The following is a 17,977-nucleotide window of genomic DNA, read 5'->3' as shown; positions in this document are numbered from 1 at the left end:
CGACGGCCAGAACGATGCCGATACGGTCATTGCCGTGCCGCAAAATCCGCGTTCTCCGGCGGATTGGGGGGCGGAGCGCTTCATAAACCGCGAACTCTCGTGGCTTGCCTTCAACACACGTGTCCTTGAGGAAGCCAGCAACACCCATCATCCCTTGCTGGAACGTCTGCGCTTCCTGTCCATCTCGGCCAGCAACCTTGATGAGTTCTACATGGTTCGCGTTGCCGGCCTGAAGGGGCAGGTGTCGGCAGGGATCACGACTCCCAGCCAGGATGGCAATTCCCCGGCACAGCAGCTGCGTCTGATTTCCGAAGAGGCCGGTGCCCTAATGCGCCTGCAGCAGCAGATCTGGGAGGAGCTCCAGATCGAATTGCGCCGCAACTCCGTGACGCTGCTCAACGCGGACGAGCTGACGGTCCGGGAACGCAGCTGGCTGGATGGGTTTTTCCTGGAGCAGATATTCCCGGCCCTGACGCCGCTGGCCGTCGACCCGGCGCATCCGTTCCCCTTCATTCCGAACAAGGGGCTCGTGCTGGCACTCGAACTGATGCGGCCGGAAGACGACAAGCACATGAACGGCCTGTTGCCGGTGCCCAGCAATCTGGACCGCTTTATCCGCCTGCCGGGACAAAAGGCGCGTTTCATCCTTCTGGAAGACACGATCCGGATCTACATGGACCGGCTGTTCCCGGGCTTTGCCGTGACGGGGCAGGGGATGTTCCGTGTCATACGGGACAGCGACGTTGAAATCGACGAAGAAGCCGAAGACCTTGTGCGGACCTTCGAAAGCATGCTGCGCCGACGCCGTCGCGGTCACGTCATCCGCTTGACCATGGATGCCAGCATGCCGGAGGAGCTCCGGGATTTCGTGATCGATCAGTTGGATACCGATTCGGACGACGTCTTCCCGCTCGACGGCATTCTGGGCATGTCGGATGTCAGTCAGATGATCGTGTCGGAACGCCGGGACCTGCTGTTCGATCCCTTCAACATCCGCTTCCCGGAACGCATCCGCGACTTCGGCGGCGATTGTTTCGCGGCAATCCGGGCCAAGGACATCATCGTTCACCACCCGTATGAAAGCTTCGATGTCGTGGTTCAGTTCCTGCGCCAGGCCGCGCAGGACCCGGCCGTCGTCGCGATCAAGCAGACATTGTATCGAACGTCGAAGGACTCGCCGATCATCGCTGCGCTGAGTGAGGCGGCGGAGGCGGGCAAGTCGGTTACGGCGCTGGTCGAACTCAAGGCCCGTTTCGACGAGGCGGCAAACATCCGATGGGCGCGCGATCTTGAACGGTCGGGCGTTCAGGTCGTCTATGGCTTCGTGGACCTGAAGACCCATGCGAAAGTGTCCATGGCGGTGCGCCGCGAGGGGTCGGGTCTGCGGTCCTACGTTCATTTCGGGACCGGGAACTATCATCCGATCACCGCCAAGATCTATACCGACCTCAGTTACTTCACCTGCGACCCGGCGCTGGCGCGGGATGCCGCGCGCGTCTTCAACTACATGACCGGTTATGCGACGCCCGAAGGGCTGGAACGACTGGCGATTGCGCCGATTACACTGCGCCACCGTCTGCTGACCAGCATCCGCGAAGAGATTGAGCACGCCAAGGCAGGCAGACCGGCCCAGATCTGGATCAAGGTCAACAACCTGGTCGACGGCGAGTTGATCGACGCACTCTATGATGCCTCCAATGCCGGGGTCGAAGTCGATCTCGTCATCCGCGGGATCTGTTGTCTGCGCCCGGGCGTGCCTGGCCTCAGCGACCGTATTCGGGTGAAGAGCATCGTCGGGCGCTTTCTGGAACACAGCCGCATCTTCTGCTTCGGGGCAGGGAACGGATTGCCGTCGTTGGACGCCAAGGTCTACATCAGTTCGGCTGACCTGATGCCGCGGAATTTGGATCGGCGTGTCGAAACCATGGTTCCGATAGAGAACGTGACCGTGAAGCGGCAGATTCTCGAACAGGTCATGTATGCAAATCTCAATGACGAGGCGCAGACCTGGCACATGGAACCGACCGCTGAATATGATCGAAACGAACCGGTCGGGGCTGGCTTCAACTGCCATGTCTTCTTCATGACCAATCCAAGTCTTTCCGGACGTGGAAAGGCGATCAAGAGGGCCGGCAAAATGGCGACGACGGTCAAGCGCACGAAGGCCAAGGCGAAGAAGGCGTCGGGCAAATCACCTGCGGCGAAATCGTCAAAGGCGGCCAAGACCGGTTGACGTGCTGGACCTGATCTTCGATTTTCCCCGCGTCAAAGCGTGCCGGATCTTCCGGTCTCGCGGCCGCAGTTTTAGGGATCGCCATGGCCGATAGGCGCACCAGCTTGCCTGATAGCCCGCCCGTCGCTGTTGTCGACATCGGGTCGAATTCGATCCGGCTCGTCGTCTACGAATCCTCTGACCGGGCACCGTTCGCCATCTTTAACGAGAAGCTGCTCTGCGGCCTCGGGCGCGGACTGGATGCTACGGGCCGCCTGAATGACGACGGCATCGAACAGGCCCTGGCCGCCCTGCCGCGCTTCATGAGATTGGCCGCCGACATGGGGGTCGCGCGGGTTGACATGCTGGCGACCGCGGCGGCGCGCGATGCGGAGAACGGGCCGGAATTCGTGCGCCGGGCCGGTCAGCTTTGCGGCCAGGAGATACAGGTTCTGTCCGGTGAGGAAGAGGCCCGACTCAGCGGCCTCGGTGTCCTGTCCGGTACGCCGGGTGCCGATGGTCTGATGGGCGATCTCGGGGGCGGCAGTGTCGAACTGGTGGAATTGAGTGACGGGCATACCGGCCGACAGGCAACGCTTCCCATGGGACCGTTGCGGCTGGACCCGAAGCTGGTTGCCAAGCCGGCCAAGGCCAAGGAAGAGATCGACCGCGCCTTTGCCCAGATTTCCTGGCTGCCGGAGATGAAAGGGCGGCGCTTCTATCTGGTTGGTGGTGCATGGCGTAATCTGGCCCGGCTGCACATGGACCACATCGAATACCCTTTGCATGTCATTCACGACTACCGGATCGGCGCCGATGACGCGCTGGAACTGGCGGAAATTGTGTCCCGGCAGTCCCCCGCCGCGCTTCAGCGGGTTCCCGGCGTCTCCAAGCGGCGTGTCGATGTCCTGCCCTATGCGGCAATGCTTTTGCACCGGATCATGGTTGCAGGTCAGCCGACGGAAATCGTGTTCTCCGCCAACGGATTGCGGGAAGGGTGTCTTTTCGACCGTCTCGATCCCGAAGCACGCAGGGAAGACCCGCTTCTGGCCGGATGCCGCCGGATCGCGGATCACGAGCGTCCGGATGCCGCCGTAACCGGGGACGATCTGTTCGACTGGATGTCGCCGATCTATGACAAGGAATCGGCGGCGGACCGACGGTTGCGGCATGCCGCCTGTATTCTGGCAGACATCGCGAAACGGGAGCATCCGGACTATCGGGCAGAACACGCGCTGCTGCGCGTGAAGCGCCTGCCCTTTGTCGGTATTCATCACGACGAACGGGTTTTCCTCGCGCTTGCGGTTGCAAGTCGGCATGCGCAGATGGATGAAGATCATCCGGCCATGCGCACGGTACGGGCCCTGATCGAGCCCAGCCGAATGGATCAAGCGCGGGCCATCGGCCTGTCGATCCGTCTGGCCTACACGTTGACGGGGGGGATCACATCGGTCCTGCACCGCATCGGTCTGACCCGTACAGACGAAAAACTGATCCTGCGCGTCCCGGCGGATTTGTCCTTCCTGGTGGGGGAAGTCGTGGAGCGTCGCTTCTCCACGCTGGCAAAGGCGATGACCCTTTCGCCGGAAATCGACCGGCTGGCCTGAAACGCCGAATGCGGCGCCGTCAGCGGACTTCCACGGATTCGTTGACCGTCAGCAACAGGACCGGCTCACCGCTTGCGTCTTTGCGATAGTACCGGAACTCACCTGTATAGATGCCCGGGACAAGGGGATCGATCAGATCCTGCTTTCCAATGGCGAACAGGCGGGACTGCCGGAACTGGCTGAACGCGCTACCAGATTTGACGAAGCGGGCGCCCGTCGGGTCCGTGATTTCCGCCACGAAGGCATCGCCCTCCTGTATGCCTGCCACATAGACATGCAGAACGAGGGCCGTCGCATTGGCGGAGATCGGTCCGTTGTTGAACAGGCCATATTCGACCGCAGCCCGGTTGAGGGTCTCATCCGCAAAGCCGGAGCGAATGACGACGGTCCGGAGATAGCGAAGCTTGGCGAGAGTTTCGGGCTGCCACATCGAATCCCCGGCGAGGCCGCACCCCTCGTGACGCAGGGCGCTGGTAAAGGGATCGACAAAACTGCCCAGTTCGCTGACTTCGAAGTGGACATGGGGAAACTCTGTCAGTCCGGACATGCCGACCTGGCCGATCATCTGACCGCGCGCGACGACGTCGCCCGCACTGACGGCGACGCTGCCGCGTTTCAGATGACCGTAGATGGTCTTGATGCCGTCGCCATGATCGATGACGACGCGATTGCCCAGGCCGCGATCGGCGACAGCCGCGCGGCCGAACAGGCGGTAGTTTGCGTCGGGCATGCCGTCGTGAGCCTGTTCGACAGTGCCGGGGGCGGCGGCCAGCACGCTGACGCCCGCCTGCATCTGGCGTTCCGTCAGCAGACGGAAATCCGTGCCGCGATGTTCGGCATAGGTCAGCGATCCGCAGGAATAATCCCGGGGATCGGTTTCCAGCCCGGCATTGACATAGTTGAGGATGTAGCAGTCCTCGCCGTAGACCGGGCAGTCGAGCGGCATCGAGAAGCGCAGAGGCCCTTCCTCCTCCGACATCATCGGTGCCGACTCCATGGCGTTCTGCTGCGGCTGCGTGCCCGACGCGCCGTCCTGGCCGGGCAGCGGCGGCAGGTCACTGCCTTCTGGCTGGGCCGGCGGCAACGGCGGAGTTTGCGCAACCTGTCCACCCGCATCCGATGTCTCCGGGGACGTTGCCTGAGGCTGCGGGGTCGGCAGGTCCGTCAGATCCAGGGAAGTACCGTCGTCGGTCGCGAAATAGCGCGCGGCCAGACCTAGTCCGACCAACAGGATTACCGCCCCGATCGCTGCCGCAATGCGCATCTCAGTTCTCCCTCCGGATCACGTCGATCCCGTTTGCACCACAAGTCAGCGCGATCTCCCCGCGCTTCAGGGCCAGTGCATCGTCACCAAACAGTTCCCGCCGCCAGCCGGAAAGGGCCGCAACCGGCGCGTTGTCATCCGCTGCAATCCGCTCCAGATCCTCGCCGTTGGCGATCAGTCTGGAAGCGACACCGGCGGATTCACAATTGCGCTTGAGCAGGACCTTCAGGAGGTCCGTGACCGGCCCAAGTCCGGGCGGCGGACGTTCCTGCTTCGGCGGTTTGGGAAGGTCTTCCTTCTGCACGGCCATGGCGCGCGCCACCGCGTCCAGCAATCCCTTGCCCAATTTCCCTTCGGCAAAGCCGCGGCTCAGACCGCGAATACGCGACAGATCGTCCAGCGACTTTGGGGCGCTGCCGGCGATATCCAGCAGCGAATCGTCCTTGATGATGCGGTTGCGCGGCAGGTCTCGGGCCTGGGCCTCGGTCTCGCGCCAGGCGGCGACTTCACGAACGATCTGGAGAAAACGCGGCTTGCCGCCCCGTACCTTGACCCTGCGCCAGGCATCATCGGGGTCGTTTCGATACGTTTCCGCGCTGGACAGGATTGCCATTTCCTCTTCCAACCAATGCGACCGGCCGGTCTTCCGCAGCGATTCATCAAGATAGAGGTAAATATCGCGCAGATGCGTTACGTCCGAAAGGGCGTACTTCATCTGTCGGTCGGTGAGTGGGCGATGGGCCCAATCGGTAAAGCGAGAGGACTTGTCCAACTCCTGGCGGCAGATCTTCTTGACCAGGCCTTCATAGCCGACCTGATCGCCGAAGCCGCAGACCATCGCCGCGACCTGGGTGTCGAACAGCGGTGCCGGTACTTCGCCCATCAGGTTATAGAAGATTTCCAGATCCTGGCGCGCGGCATGAAAGACCTTCACGACCTGTCGGTCGCGCATGATGGCAAACAGCGGGGCAAGGTCGATCCCGTCCGCCATGGGGTCGATGGCGCGCTCGGTACCCGCTTCCGGAGCCGAAATCTGAATCAGGCAAAGTTTTGGCCAATAGGTCTTGTCGCGCATGAATTCGGTATCGACCGTCACCCAGGGGGCGTCGGCGATGCTTTCGCAATAGGCGGACAAGGCGTCGGTAGAAGCGATTATCGAACTGGACATGACCGTCCGCGTATAGACGAGTCGCTGGGGAAGGGGAAGGCGGAAACGGGTAAGGGTGTATAGGTTTCATCCGTTTAGAACTTATCCGGCCGCAGAACCTCGACATCGGAAAGCGAGACGATACCCATCTGCCGGTCCAGTACCTTTCGCACCGCGTCCAGGACCTTCGGGACCTTGTCCTTGTCCAGGACGATCAGGACCTGAACCATGCGCCCGGCATCCGATGACAGGCTGTCGCGGCGCCAGGATCCGCGTGTTCCGCGCCCGGCGAGTGCGGGAAGTGCCGTATATCCCGGCACCTCGACGTCATCGAGAATATCCAGCAGCCTGTTGAGAAAGGGCGCTTCGATGATGATGGACAGTCGTTTCTTCGGGAAGGTTTCCATGTCGGGCCCCTATGACAGCCAATTGGCGAGTGTGATGTAGAACGGTATCCCAATCGTCAGGTTGAACGGAAACGTAATTGCCAGAGACAATGTCAGATAAAGCGACGGCTTTGCCTCAGGCAGGGCGAGACGCATCGCGGCCGGAACCGCAATATAGGAGGCGCTCGCCGTCAGGACCGACATCAGGGCGATGCCGCCCGGGTTCAGGCCAATCAATGCTCCTGCAAGGCCACCGATCACGCCGCCGATCGGTGGCATGTAGAGGCCGAATACCAGCAGAGGCGCTGTCAGCGTCTTGCGGACCTGGCGCAGTTCGCGACCGGCGACCAGTCCCATATCGAGCAGGAACAGGCACAGGACACCCTTGAACGGGTCGGAGATGAACGGGGCAATATCGACATAGCCTCCTTCACCCGTTGAGAGACCGATCAGAAACGCACCGATCAACAGAACGACGGAGCCGTTCAGCGCAACCTCGCGCCAGGGCACTTCCCCTTTGGTGTCGCTGCTGCCGCGCTTGGCAAGGATCAGGGCGGACGCAATTGCAGGGACCTCCATGGCCGCCGCTGCTGCAACCATGATGCCCGGATAACTGATTCCGGCGGCGTCCAGCGCTGCCGTCGCGGCAATGAAGGTGACGATGGAGATCGAGCCGTAATGCGCCGCGATGGCGGCCGCGTCGACCCGTTCAAGCCGCGTGGTCGCCCGTAGCAGCCCGAACGCGAGGACGGGCATGCAGAAGGACAGGATCGCGGCGGCGCCAATGACCAGTAGAAGGTCCATGCCGAAACCGTGGCCGGCCGCGGCGACCCCGCCCTTGAACCCAATGGCGAGCATCAGATAGAGCGACAGGGCCTTGGCGACGGCTTCCGGTACCGACAGGTCCGATCGGGCGAGGGCGGCGATCAGCCCGAGGGCAAAGAACAGAACCGGCGGCGAAACCAGGTTCTGGATTGCGAGTCCCCACTCCATGGCGGCGGCCTACCGGTTGATCGCTTCGGCGCCGACACGCCGCTCCGCAGCGCGGTGCGACAGGCGCAGGACGATGTACCCCAGGACAGCGGATACGATACTGCCGGACAGCACCCCGACCCGCACGGAGGCCGCCTGTTCCGGTGTTTCGAAGGCAAGGTTGCCGATGAACAGGCTCATCGTGAAGCCGATTCCGGCCAACAGGGAGACGCCCCATATCTGTTGCCAGTTGATGCCGGACGGCAGCTTGCTGATACCCAGCATGACCGCCAGGACACAGGCCAGAACGATGCCGATCTGCTTACCGGCAAACAGGCCGACGGCGATTCCCGCTGAAATCGGCTCCAGCAGGGATGACGGCCCCATGCCGGCGAGCGAAACCCCGGCATTGGCGAAGGCGAAGATCGGCATGATCCCGAACGAGACCCAGGGCACCAGAGCATGCTCCAACCGATAGAGCGGGGGCTCGTCTTCGTCTTCCCGTTCACCCATCGGAATGCAGAACGCGACAACGACACCGGCCAGGGTCGCGTGGACACCGGATTTCAAGACGGCAACCCAGAGGACGACACCTAGCAGCATGTAGGGGGTGATGGCTCTGACGCCGAGGCGGTTCAGGGCTGTCAGCGCAATAATCATGAGCGCGGAAATTCCGAGGGCGGCGCCGGACAAATCGGCGGTGTAGAACAGGGCGATGATCACGATCGCGCCCAGATCGTCGATGATTGCCACTGCCAGAAGGAAAACCTTCAATGCGATCGGAACGCGTCGTCCCAACAGGGCCAGGACGCCGAGCGCGAACGCGATATCGGTTGCAGCCGGAATGGCCCAGCCGCGCATGGCATCCGAATCTCCGGCATTGAAGCCCCAATAGATCAGCGCCGGGACAATCATGCCGCCGACCGCGGCGATGGCAGGCAGGGAGGCGGCGCGAAAACTGGAGAGGTTGCCGGCGATGATCTCGCGTTTGATCTCCAGGCCGACCAGCAGGAAGAAGATCGCCATCAGGAAATCGTTGATCCAAAGAAGCAGGGGCTTCGACAGGCCGATATCGCCGTAGGCAATCGTGAACTTGGTTGCCAGTGCTGCCGTATAACCGTCCGCGAGGCCGGAATTCATGACGAGCAGGGCGGCGGCTGCCGCGGCGATCAGAACAAGGCCGGGCGCCGTGTCGTGCCCCATGGCCTTGACGATTTCATTGTAGAGAGCGCGAACCGGCATATTCCCCCCTGTCAGGCGATAAACGATGGCAAACAGCCATCAACGTAGGTAACCACTTGCAAACGTCAAGAAGGAGTCCCACACTTTTCGACCTACATGAATGGCAGTGTAGCACGATGTTGAACAGTCCACTTTTGACCGTCCACGAAGTCGCCGACTTGCTGAAGGTTCGCGAGGCAACGGTGCGTGTCTGGATTCAGTCCAACGAATTGCGTGCCATCAAGTTCGGTCGGGAATGGAGGGTCGATCGGGAAGACCTAGAGGCCTATCTGAACGCGCACGCCAATCGACCCGCTGATTGAGGCGGCGGCAGATCAGATCCAGCGTTTGATCATGCGGTGCTGAACATTCGCCTGTGCGGCAATCCGGTAGTAGGCGATCAACTCGCGCAGGGGGCTGGCCAGACGGTCGAATCCGGACATGAAGGCGACCACGACCCCGATGCTGGTTTCGCCCTGGATCACGAAATATCCGCCAAAGACCAGGGCGCTGAGCGGTGCCAGGTTGTTCATCAGGTTGATGAACATCTTCAGGGCAAACTTAAGAACGAAAAAGCGGATGCGATTGTTGTACAGCCCGTCGAAGCCTCTTTGGATGGCGTCTTCGTTCCAATCTTCGTCCCCGTCAATCTCGGCGACGGAATCGCTCATCCCGCGCATCAGTTTGACTCGCTGGGCGATCATTCGGTTCAGTCGGACCTGCAGCAAGGGCACGACGACAAGCTGCGGCAGCAGAAACGGCAGGCACAGGGCCGCAACCGTCGGGTCGACCGTCAGCATATAGCCGCCGATCGCAAGCAGCATTCCGACGTTGACGCAGGGCTGGGAAAATCCGTCCCCTACAAAGCCGCCCAACTTGTCGATCTCATTGCCGATGACCGCGACCGCGCTGCCGCCATTGCGATCCTTTTCCTTCGTGACGTGGCGGCGATGCACGGATAACAGGGCGCGTCGACAATGTTTGATTGCGCTTTCGCTCAGCCAGCCCTGATAGAGCCTGAGGCCGTATTTGACCGCCGCCTGCACCAGAACCACTGCCAGATAGAGTCCCCCCAGCAGGAACAGACTCGTCAGGTCGGACTGTGCCACGGCACCATCCACGATCCGCCTTTGCAACTCCAGGGGCGCCATGCTCAGCCCCGCAACCAGGAAGGCGATTGCGCAAACGGCGAACTGATGGCGGCCGCTCATTGCCCAAACGAAACCCGCAAGTGTCGAGGACGGCTTTCCACCGTTCCTTTCCTTTATCGTGCGGGGGGACAGCAGTCTCGAAATCACAGCCTGGTTCCTGGATGTTCTGGATCAGAAAAGGTCATGTAGGGTCCCGGATCGGAATATCGAACAGGATACAGGACACCGGGGTGATTGGGGCGGTATTTCGGTCCTTGGGGAATCCCTCAGCCCCCTTGACATTCCCGGCGGAAAAGGGCCCTTTCGCGCCGGAATTCATGGGGCCGGACGCGCTCCGATTATCATTGTTCTGGAGCTGTCATCATGCACGCTTATCGCACGCACACCTGCGCCGCCCTTCGGGCCTCGGACGCGGGCGAACAGGTACGACTGTCGGGTTGGGTTCATCGGAAACGGGACCATGGCGGTCTGCTGTTCGTCGATCTGCGGGACAATTACGGTCTGACCCAGTGCGTCGTGGATGCGGACGATACGGCGTTGCTGGAAATGGTCGAAGGGTTGAGCCTGGAATCGGTCATCACCGTCACCGGCAAATGCGTCAAACGCACGGATGAGACGATCAACCCGAACCTCCCGACCGGTGAGATCGAAGTCTATATCAAGCAGCTGGACATCCAGTCGCGGGCCGGGGCGCTGCCGATGCCGGTCAATCAGGACGCCGGCTACCCGGAAGAGATTCGCCTGAAGAACCGTTTCCTGGATCTGCGGCGCGAAGAAATGCACCGCAATATCCTGCTGCGCAGCGATATCATCAGCTCAATTCGGCGCCGCATGGTCGACCAGGGTTTCCGCGAGTTCCAGACGCCGATCCTGACGGCGAGCTCGCCGGAAGGCGCGCGCGACTTCCTGGTTCCGTCCCGCCTGCATCCGGGCCAGTTCTACGCGCTGCCCCAGGCGCCGCAGCAGTTCAAGCAGCTGCTGATGATTTCCGGTTTCGATCGGTACTTCCAGATCGCGCCCTGCTTCCGCGACGAGGACGCCCGTGCCGACCGCTCGCCGGGTGAGTTCTATCAGCTCGATTTCGAGATGTCCTTTGTCACCCAGGAGGATGTATTCGCGGCGATCGAACCCGTCCTGCACGGCGTGTTCGAGGAGTTTGCCAATGGCCGCAGCGTCTCGCCGCTGCCGTTCCAGCGCATCCCCTACGCCGAGGCGATGGCAAAATACGGGTCCGACAAGCCGGACCTGCGCAACCCGTTGGTCATGTCGGATGTCACCACGCATTTCCGCGGCTCGGGCTTCAAGGTCTTCGCCGGGATGATCGAAAAGGACGAGGCCGTTCGGGTCTTCGCCATCCCGGCCCCGAAAGGGGGCAGCCGCGCCTTCTGTGATCGCATGAACAGCTGGGCGCAGTCTCAGGGGCAGCCGGGTCTGGGCTACATCTTCTTCCGCGAAGGGGAGGGCGCCGGTCCAATCGCGAAGAACATTGGCCCGGAACGAACCGAGGCGATCCGCACCGAGCTGGAACTCGCGGACGGCGATGCGGTGTTCTTTGTCGCCGGTGTCCCGAAAAATTTTGCGTCGTTTGCCGCGGCCGCGCGCACGAAGCTTGGCGAGGATCTGGAACTGATCGACGAGAACCGGTTCGAGTTCTGCTGGATCGTCGACTTCCCGATGTTCGAATACAACGAGGACCTGAAGAAGGTCGATTTCTCGCACAATCCGTTCTCGATGCCGCAGGGTGGCATGGACGCGCTGGAGAATCAGGATCCGCTCGACATCCTGGCGTACCAGTACGACATCGTTTGCAACGGTGTGGAACTCAGCTCCGGGGCCATCCGGAACCATCTGCCGGAAGTCATGTACAAGGCATTCGAGATCGCCGGCTACGGGCCGGAGGTTGTCGACACCCGCTTCGGCGGCATGATCAATGCCCTGAAGCTGGGCGCCCCGCCGCATGGTGGGTCGGCCCCGGGCATCGACCGGATCGTGATGCTGCTGGCCGGTACGACGAATATCCGCGAGGTCATCGCCTTCCCGATGAACCAGATGGCGCAGGATCTGATGATGGGCGCGCCGGCACCGGTGTCCGATCGTCAGTTGGAAGACGTGCACATTGCCCTGAACCTTCCGGATGGCGATCTGGACGTCTAAGGTTCCAGGACATTTCAGGCTTTTGGCGGGCGGCACGGGCATAACAGCTGTGCCGCCCGCTCTTCTTGTGTGGCCTTGCCTGGTGCGATGCAATGTTGCCGGAACCACACGCGGGGGCGGGGCATGGCCGACTGGAAGCGGGAACCTTTGGCGACGCTGGCCGGAGATCCCTATGATGTCGTGATCATCGGTGCCGGGGTAAACGGCGCCAGTGCGGCCAGGACATTGACCGCGGAGGGGTATCGCGTCCTGATCGTCGACAAGGCCGATTTCGCGACCGGATCGTCCGGTCGGTCCAGCGGCCTGATGCATTGTGGCCTGCGATACCTGGAACCGAACCCGACTTTCTGGAATTTCTTCAAACGGCCGGACAAGCTCTTCGTCGCCTTGAAGATGGCGCGACAGACCATGCGGGACCGGACGGAATTCATCCGCGACAACCCGGAACGGGGCGTGCCCTATGCCTCCCATTTCCCGATCTACAAGGGGTCGCACTACAAGCTCTGGCAGTTGCGGCTTGGTCTCTGGATTCTGGATTTCCTGGCTGGGCGGTCCGGGGAAAAGCTGAACCGCGCCATTCTGGGGCGCGAAGAGGTTCGCCGTAATCCGCTGTTGCGGCATCTTGCTGACATTGATGAACTGGCCGGGGTGGCCCGGTTTCAGGAAATTCGATTCAACTGGCCGGAGCGGATCTGCCTCGACATGGTGCTGGATGCCAGGCATGGCGGGGCTACCGCGCGGAACCACACTGCGGTTACCGGAATGGCGAGGGACGGCGATCTGTGGCGGGTCTCCCTGAAGGACGAACCGACCGGGGAGGAAGCGACCGTCACCGCCCGGCGCGTCTACAATGCCGCCGGAATCTGGATCGACCGGGTCAATCGCAATACCCGCCCGCAGGCACGCCGTTTCATCACGGGAACCAAAGGCGCGCATATTGTCGTCAAGCTGCCGCCGGAAATGGCCGGGCAGGGGATTGTCTCGCTCAACAGTCTGAAGGAGCCGATCTATGGCATTCCCTGGCGCGGGTTCCACTATTTCGGTCCAACGGAGACCCACTATCACGGAGATCCGGACGCCATTTCCGCCACCGAGGAGGAGGTTGCCTTCCTGCTGCGCGAGGCGAATGCGCTGCTGCCGGGCCTGGCATTGAGGCGGGAGGATGTTGTTTTCACCTGGGCCGGGGTGCGGCCGCTGGGTTTCGACCCGGGCTACCCCGAAGGCAAGCGGTCCCGGGAGATCCATGACCTGTCCGCTGATGGCATGCCCGGTGTCTATGCCATGACGGCCGGAACGATCATGATGCACAAATCGGCGGGGCGTGCCTTCCTTGATGTGTTGCGCCCGACCCTGGCGCCGTCCGGACCGAGATGCGATGTCACTCGGCCCGCGCCGTCAGAAGAGCCGCGGGGCACGCCTCTGGACAATGAGCCGGGCAGCGTGACCGACGCGGAGGTTGCCCGTTGCGCCCGGGAGGAGGGGCCGCTCACCCTGACGGACCTGATGGTACGTCGCCTCGGACTGACCTGGACCCTCGGACAGGGCCGCGCCCAGGCCCAGCGCGTCGCGGAGGTTGCCGCACCGGTTCTGGGATGGGATGAGAGCCGCACCCGGGCGGAGGTCGATTCCTATCGGACCTATCTGGACCAGGTTCATTCGGTTCATGGGAATGCGGAGTAACAGGCCGATGCGTATCGTCTATTTCGATTGCGCCGCCGACACCGCCGCTTTGGTGGCGCAGGAGCCCGGCTTCTTCAGCGGCATTGAAGTCCATGAGGGCAGTCCGGCGAATGAGGGCGAGATCATCGGCCGCCTGAAGGGGGCGGATGTGGCGATCAACGGCCATAGCTATATGCCGGCCGCGGTGCTGGAGGCGCTCGCCCCGACGCTGAAGCGGATTGTCTTTCTGGGGACCGGGGCCGAAACCTATATCGATATGGCCGTCGCGGACCGCCTTGGCATATCGGTCGAGGTCTGCCGCGATTACGGCAGCCGCACCATTGCGGAATTTGCCTTTGGCCTGCTGCTCGATTCCGCCCGAAAAATCTCCCGGATGGATCGCGATATCCGATCCGGGAACTGGCACGTACGTGGCGGACCGGAATTGAAGGGCAAGACCCTTGGCGTGGTCGGTCTGGGCGGGATCGGCAAGGAGATGGCCAGGATCGGCGCGGCCTTTGGCATGAATGTTCTCGCCTGGAACCGTAGTCCGCTGAAAGAGGAGCTTCCGGTCGAACTGGTTTCTCTGGAGACCGTGTTCGAGAAATCCCTGGCCGTCTCGCTGCATGTCGCGACCACGCCGGAAACCATCGGCATGATCGGCAGCGATCTGTTAGGCCGGATGCCGGAGGGCGCAATCCTGGTCAATGTCGCGCGCGGGGAACTGGTCGATCAGTTGGCTCTGTACGCCGCCCTGACGAACGGCCCCCTCGGCCATGCCGCACTGGACGTCTACCCGGAGGAACCGCTGCCGTTGGATGACCCAATCCGCGATTTCGACAATGTCACCCTTACATCGCACGCCGCCTGGAACACCCCCGACGCTGGGCGTCGGTTGCTGGAGATCGGGGTCGGGCTGGCGCGCGCGGAACTATGACGCAGTGCTCAGCAGTAATGATCAAAACCATTGTAGTTTAACGGCGCGATGACCGCGCTACCATTTGGTGCTGTTGCGGAGGTGATAGCTCTGTCGGTTCCGGTGGTCGTTGTGAAGATATTGAAAGAAAAACGGATCGCATTGGCAATCGCCAACGGTGCCAAATAGCCTCCAAAATTGTTCCACGACGTCATAGTTTCGACCTGTGCGGCGACAGTCGCGATGGTTTAGGTTCCGGATAGAAATCCAATAAATCGGTCAGAATTCGTCCGAATTTCACCGCCGGCCAGAGCGAAGGGGCTCAGGTCAGCCGTGCTCCACGACCCAATCTCCGTTCCCGACAGGTTTGGCGCCAACTTCATCACTCATGCCGCCGCTCCCTGAGCTGCCGCCTGATAGGGTTCCCAGGCATCCTTGTCGAGGTCCGGGAACTCGATCGTGCAGTCGCCTTCCTCGATGCCGTATTCCTCGACCTTGCCCTGGCTGTTTGTTTCGCGTTCCACGATTTCGCCGTCTGGCAGGGTGATGCGACAGAGCTCGTTGGGGATCGGTTCGCCGTTCTCGCCGACCAGTTCGACGATGATGAAGTGGTCCTTTTCCTTCTTGGCCGGCACCCCGGTCGGGTTTTCCTCCGGCTCCACCGCGTCGGTCACGATAATGGCGCTGTCGGAATCATCCTCACCCTGCCAGCCGCCGCTGGGCAGGATGCGGTCGATTTCGACGGCCCAGCCAAAGTCGAAATGCCGCGACAAGGCGGCCATCGCATCGTCGTCGGACAGGCGACTCACACCGCTGCCGTCGTAGAAGGCAAGGGCGCGGCGGATTTCTCGTAAGGTCGACTGCCGGTCCGGCTGTGCCGATAGCAGCCTGTGGGCGGTTTCCCGATCCAGACGTTGCCAGCGCTCCGTCCAGCCATGGCCATGCGGCTCCACCGCGGCCGCGTCGCGCCGGTCGGTCATCAGCCACAGGGCCCGCAAGGCCGTTTCGAACCGTAGGATCATGCCCGCATCCAGATTGCTACGATCTAAGAGAGCAATGATTCGCGTAAAAGCAGCAAGCATTGTTGGGGGAAATGCAACTCAAAGACACTCGTTCCGTGACGGCACGACGGCTGTTACCGTGACCTGCTTTTATTCCGAAATGGCCTTGATAGGCTTCCCGTCTGTCCAGCCGACACTTTTCAGCCAAACGGGAGAGCGCCCGCCATGCCGGATACCGTTACCAAGGACCCTTTGCTGCAGCCGATCACCATCAAGCATCTGACGATCCGGAACAGGATCATGAGCACCAGCCATGCCTGCGGCCTGCACGACGATGGGATGCCTGCGGAACGATATCAGGCCTATCATGAGGAGAAGGCAAAGGGGGGCATCGGCCTTTCCATGTTCGGCGGGTCATCCAACGTCGCCGCGGACAGCCCCAATACCTTTCAACAACTGAATATCGGGGTCGACGCGGTGATCCCGCATCTGCAGCGTTTCTCGGAGCGTATGCATCGCCACGGTGCGGCCCTGATGTGCCAGATCACCCATCTGGGCCGACGCGGGGATTCCTATGCCGGTGACTGGCTGCCGATGATCGCGCCGTCGCCGACCCGCGAAACCCTGCATCGCGCCTTCGCCCGGGAGATGGACCGCGACGACATCGATCGCGTGGTGAAGGCGTTTGGGGATGCCGCCTGGCGCTGCAAGGAAGGCGGCCTGGACGGTATCGAGACGCTGGCCGGCGGCCATCTGATCGGGCAGTTTCTGTCCCCGGCCACGAACAAGCGAACAGATGAGTTCGGCGGATCCCTGGAAAACCGATGCCGCTTCGGTCTGATGGTCTACGATGAAATCCGGCGCAGGGTAGGGGATGACTTCCTGGTCGGGTTCCGTTTCGTGGTCGACGAAGGGTTGGCCGGCGGCCTGACCGACGAGGACTGTCTGGCCATTGCCGAGAAGTTCCAGGAGAGTGGCACGCTTGATTTCTTCAATGCCATCTATGGACGGATGGACACGGCGCTCAGCCTTGCAAAGGATAACATGCCGGGCATGGCGATGCCGATCGCACCCTGGTTGGAAAAGGCAGCCAAGTTCAAGCGCGCCGTCAAACTGCCGGTCTTTCACGCCGCACGCATCTCAGACCTAGCCACCGCCCGTTACGCCATTGCCGAGGGGCTTCTGGATATGGTCGGCATGACGCGCGCGCATATCGCCGATCCCTACATTGTCCGAAAACTGGAGGCGGGGGAGGCGGATCGCGTTCGGCCCTGTGTCGGCGCCACGCATTGCATGTCGGAACATCGGCCGACCTGCCTTCATAATCCGTCCACCGGCCGGGAAACCCGATTCCCGCACGTCATCACCAGATCCGAAGGCCCGGCCAAGAGGATCGTGGTCGTCGGGGGCGGGCCAGCCGGGCTTGAGGCGGCACGGGTCTGCGCCGAACGCGGCCATGTCGTGGAATTGTATGAAGCGTCGGCTCAACTGGGGGGCCAGGTCCAGCTTGCCAAGACCGCCAGCTGGCGCGGCGATATTGTCGGGGTGGTGGACTGGCGGGCGCAGGAGCTGGAGCGTCTCGGCGTCACGGTATATTTGAACCGCTTCATGGAGCCGTCGGATGTCGAGGCGCTGAGGGCCGATGTGGTCATTGTCGCGACAGGCGGGATTCCGGATACGGAATGGATCCCCGGGGCGGAACATGTGACCACATCCTGGGATGTCCTGACCGATACGCCGACAGGCGGAGAGGAGGTCATCGTTTGGGACGGAACCGGTCGTCACGCGGCACCGACTGCCGTCGAACGCCTGCGTCAGGCGGGCGCATCGGTTTCCCTCTATTCGATCGATGACATGCGCATCCAGGAACAGGCCTATGGTGAGAGGGTCTTCTGGAAGAAACGCCTCTACGAATTGAAGGTCGATCCGAAAATGGACCGCCGCCTGATCGATGTCCGTCGTGACGGCAACCGTCTGATCGCGCGCTTCGAGAACGAGATCACCACGGAAGTGGAAGAAGTCTCGGCCGACCGGGTCGTGGTCGAACACGGCACCTTTCCGATGGACGGGATCTTTCAGGATCTTCGGGGCAGGGCGACAAACGGTGGACGCATGGATCTTGAGGCCCTGGCTGCGGGCAGACAACAGCCGTATGAGGAGGCTCACGGCGACGGGTATCGCGTCTACCGCATCGGCGATTGCGTCACGTCACGCAACATTGCGGCGGCAACCTATGACGCCTTGCGGCTCTGCATCAATCTGTAGTGTGTGGTCCGCAACGCGCCGG

The 17,977-nt window shown here is 61.9% G+C and carries 14 protein-coding genes; 7 read left to right on the top strand and 7 right to left on the bottom strand.

Features of this window, described 5'->3' with window-relative positions; genetic code table 11:
* The first annotated feature begins 34 nt into the window (after positions 1 to 34).
* Together R8L07_20165 and ppx are read left to right on the top strand one after the other, a co-directional pair.
* Complete coding sequence (locus tag R8L07_20165) at positions 35 to 2,233, top strand: RNA degradosome polyphosphate kinase (GenBank protein ID MDW3207857.1); 2,199 nt, start codon at positions 35 to 37, stop codon at positions 2,231 to 2,233.
* An 83-nt stretch (positions 2,234 to 2,316) separates the two neighbouring features.
* A complete protein-coding gene (ppx, locus tag R8L07_20160; GenBank protein ID MDW3207856.1) occupies positions 2,317 to 3,819 on the top strand; it encodes an exopolyphosphatase in 1,503 nt (500 codons plus the stop codon).
* Positions 3,820 to 3,838: 19 nt separating this feature from the next.
* Here the strand turns inward: ppx and R8L07_20155 are convergent, their stop codons facing one another.
* The 5 genes from R8L07_20155 to nhaA all read right to left on the bottom strand — a co-directional run bounded on the left by R8L07_20155 (position 3,839) and on the right by nhaA (position 8,830).
* Positions 3,839 to 5,083: a M23 family metallopeptidase gene (locus R8L07_20155; protein ID MDW3207855.1), complete on the bottom strand. Its 1,245-nt coding sequence runs from the start codon at positions 5,081 to 5,083 to the stop codon at positions 3,839 to 3,841.
* Between the two features lies 1 nt (position 5,084).
* On the bottom strand, positions 5,085 to 6,251 hold the full coding sequence (gene rnd, locus R8L07_20150) for a ribonuclease D (protein MDW3207854.1): 1,167 nt from the start codon (positions 6,249 to 6,251) through the stop codon (positions 5,085 to 5,087).
* Between the two features lie 74 nt (positions 6,252 to 6,325).
* The gene (locus tag R8L07_20145; protein ID MDW3207853.1) at positions 6,326 to 6,637 is read right to left on the bottom strand and encodes a DUF190 domain-containing protein; all 312 of its coding nucleotides are present in this window, start codon (positions 6,635 to 6,637) and stop codon (positions 6,326 to 6,328) included.
* A 9-nt stretch (positions 6,638 to 6,646) separates the two neighbouring features.
* Positions 6,647 to 7,609, bottom strand: a complete 963-nt coding sequence (locus R8L07_20140; protein MDW3207852.1) for a sodium-dependent bicarbonate transport family permease — start codon at positions 7,607 to 7,609, stop codon at positions 6,647 to 6,649.
* Between the two features lie 9 nt (positions 7,610 to 7,618).
* A complete protein-coding gene (gene nhaA / locus R8L07_20135; GenBank protein ID MDW3207851.1) occupies positions 7,619 to 8,830 on the bottom strand; it encodes a Na+/H+ antiporter NhaA in 1,212 nt (403 codons plus the stop codon).
* A 116-nt stretch (positions 8,831 to 8,946) separates the two neighbouring features.
* Between nhaA and R8L07_20130 the strand changes: the two genes are divergently transcribed.
* Positions 8,947 to 9,132 carry a helix-turn-helix domain-containing protein gene (locus tag R8L07_20130; protein MDW3207850.1) on the top strand — a complete coding sequence of 62 codons (186 nt, stop codon included), beginning with the start codon at positions 8,947 to 8,949 and terminating at the stop codon, positions 9,130 to 9,132.
* Between the two features lie 12 nt (positions 9,133 to 9,144).
* On the opposite strand, the gene R8L07_20125 is transcribed toward R8L07_20130, so the two are convergent.
* Entirely contained in the window at positions 9,145 to 10,020 is an 876-nt protein-coding gene (locus R8L07_20125; protein MDW3207849.1) for an ABC transporter ATP-binding protein, read from the bottom strand.
* Positions 10,021 to 10,323: 303 nt separating this feature from the next.
* Between R8L07_20125 and aspS the strand changes: the two genes are divergently transcribed.
* The 3 genes from aspS to R8L07_20110 all read left to right on the top strand — a co-directional run bounded on the left by aspS (position 10,324) and on the right by R8L07_20110 (position 14,710).
* On the top strand, positions 10,324 to 12,114 hold the full coding sequence (aspS, locus tag R8L07_20120) for an aspartate--tRNA ligase (protein ID MDW3207848.1): 1,791 nt from the start codon (positions 10,324 to 10,326) through the stop codon (positions 12,112 to 12,114).
* 123 nt (positions 12,115 to 12,237) lie between these two features.
* Entirely contained in the window at positions 12,238 to 13,794 is a 1,557-nt protein-coding gene (locus tag R8L07_20115; protein ID MDW3207847.1) for an FAD-dependent oxidoreductase, read from the top strand.
* Between the two features lie 7 nt (positions 13,795 to 13,801).
* A complete protein-coding gene (locus R8L07_20110) occupies positions 13,802 to 14,710 on the top strand; it encodes an NAD(P)-dependent oxidoreductase (protein ID MDW3207846.1) in 909 nt (302 codons plus the stop codon).
* A gap of 365 nt (positions 14,711 to 15,075) precedes the next feature.
* On the opposite strand, the gene R8L07_20105 is transcribed toward R8L07_20110, so the two are convergent.
* Complete coding sequence (locus R8L07_20105; GenBank protein ID MDW3207845.1) at positions 15,076 to 15,711, bottom strand: hypothetical protein; 636 nt, start codon at positions 15,709 to 15,711, stop codon at positions 15,076 to 15,078.
* 204 nt (positions 15,712 to 15,915) lie between these two features.
* On the opposite strand from R8L07_20105, the gene R8L07_20100 reads away from it, so the two are divergent.
* Positions 15,916 to 17,955: an NADH:flavin oxidoreductase gene (locus R8L07_20100; GenBank protein MDW3207844.1), complete on the top strand. Its 2,040-nt coding sequence runs from the start codon at positions 15,916 to 15,918 to the stop codon at positions 17,953 to 17,955.
* The last annotated feature ends 22 nt before the right edge of the window (positions 17,956 to 17,977 follow it).

It is taken from the genome of Alphaproteobacteria bacterium, assembly GCA_033344895.1.
Classification (GTDB): Bacteria; Pseudomonadota; Alphaproteobacteria; order UBA8366; family Aestuariispiraceae; genus Pacificispira.
Note: the sequence above shows the minus strand (reverse complement) of the source record. Positions and strands in the feature narration are given on the sequence as shown.

Bases quoted from the DNA above. Each gene is read 5' to 3' on its own strand.
- ppx (MDW3207856.1), top strand. From the start codon at position 2,317: ATGGCCGATAGGCGCACCAGCTTGCCTGATAGCCCGCCCGTCGCTGTT.
- R8L07_20155 (MDW3207855.1), bottom strand. From the start codon at position 5,083: ATGCGCATTGCGGCAGCGATCGGGGCGGTAATCCTGTTGGTCGGACTA.
- rnd (MDW3207854.1), bottom strand. From the start codon at position 6,251: ATGTCCAGTTCGATAATCGCTTCTACCGACGCCTTGTCCGCCTATTGC.
- R8L07_20145 (MDW3207853.1), bottom strand. From the start codon at position 6,637: ATGGAAACCTTCCCGAAGAAACGACTGTCCATCATCATCGAAGCGCCC.
- R8L07_20140 (MDW3207852.1), bottom strand. From the start codon at position 7,609: ATGGAGTGGGGACTCGCAATCCAGAACCTGGTTTCGCCGCCGGTTCTG.
- nhaA (MDW3207851.1), bottom strand. From the start codon at position 8,830: ATGCCGGTTCGCGCTCTCTACAATGAAATCGTCAAGGCCATGGGGCAC.
- R8L07_20130 (MDW3207850.1), top strand. From the start codon at position 8,947: ATGTTGAACAGTCCACTTTTGACCGTCCACGAAGTCGCCGACTTGCTG.
- R8L07_20125 (MDW3207849.1), bottom strand. From the start codon at position 10,020: ATGAGCGGCCGCCATCAGTTCGCCGTTTGCGCAATCGCCTTCCTGGTT.
- aspS (MDW3207848.1), top strand. From the start codon at position 10,324: ATGCACGCTTATCGCACGCACACCTGCGCCGCCCTTCGGGCCTCGGAC.
- R8L07_20115 (MDW3207847.1), top strand. From the start codon at position 12,238: ATGGCCGACTGGAAGCGGGAACCTTTGGCGACGCTGGCCGGAGATCCC.
- R8L07_20110 (MDW3207846.1), top strand. From the start codon at position 13,802: ATGCGTATCGTCTATTTCGATTGCGCCGCCGACACCGCCGCTTTGGTG.
- R8L07_20105 (MDW3207845.1), bottom strand. From the start codon at position 15,711: ATGATCCTACGGTTCGAAACGGCCTTGCGGGCCCTGTGGCTGATGACC.
- R8L07_20100 (MDW3207844.1), top strand. From the start codon at position 15,916: ATGCCGGATACCGTTACCAAGGACCCTTTGCTGCAGCCGATCACCATC.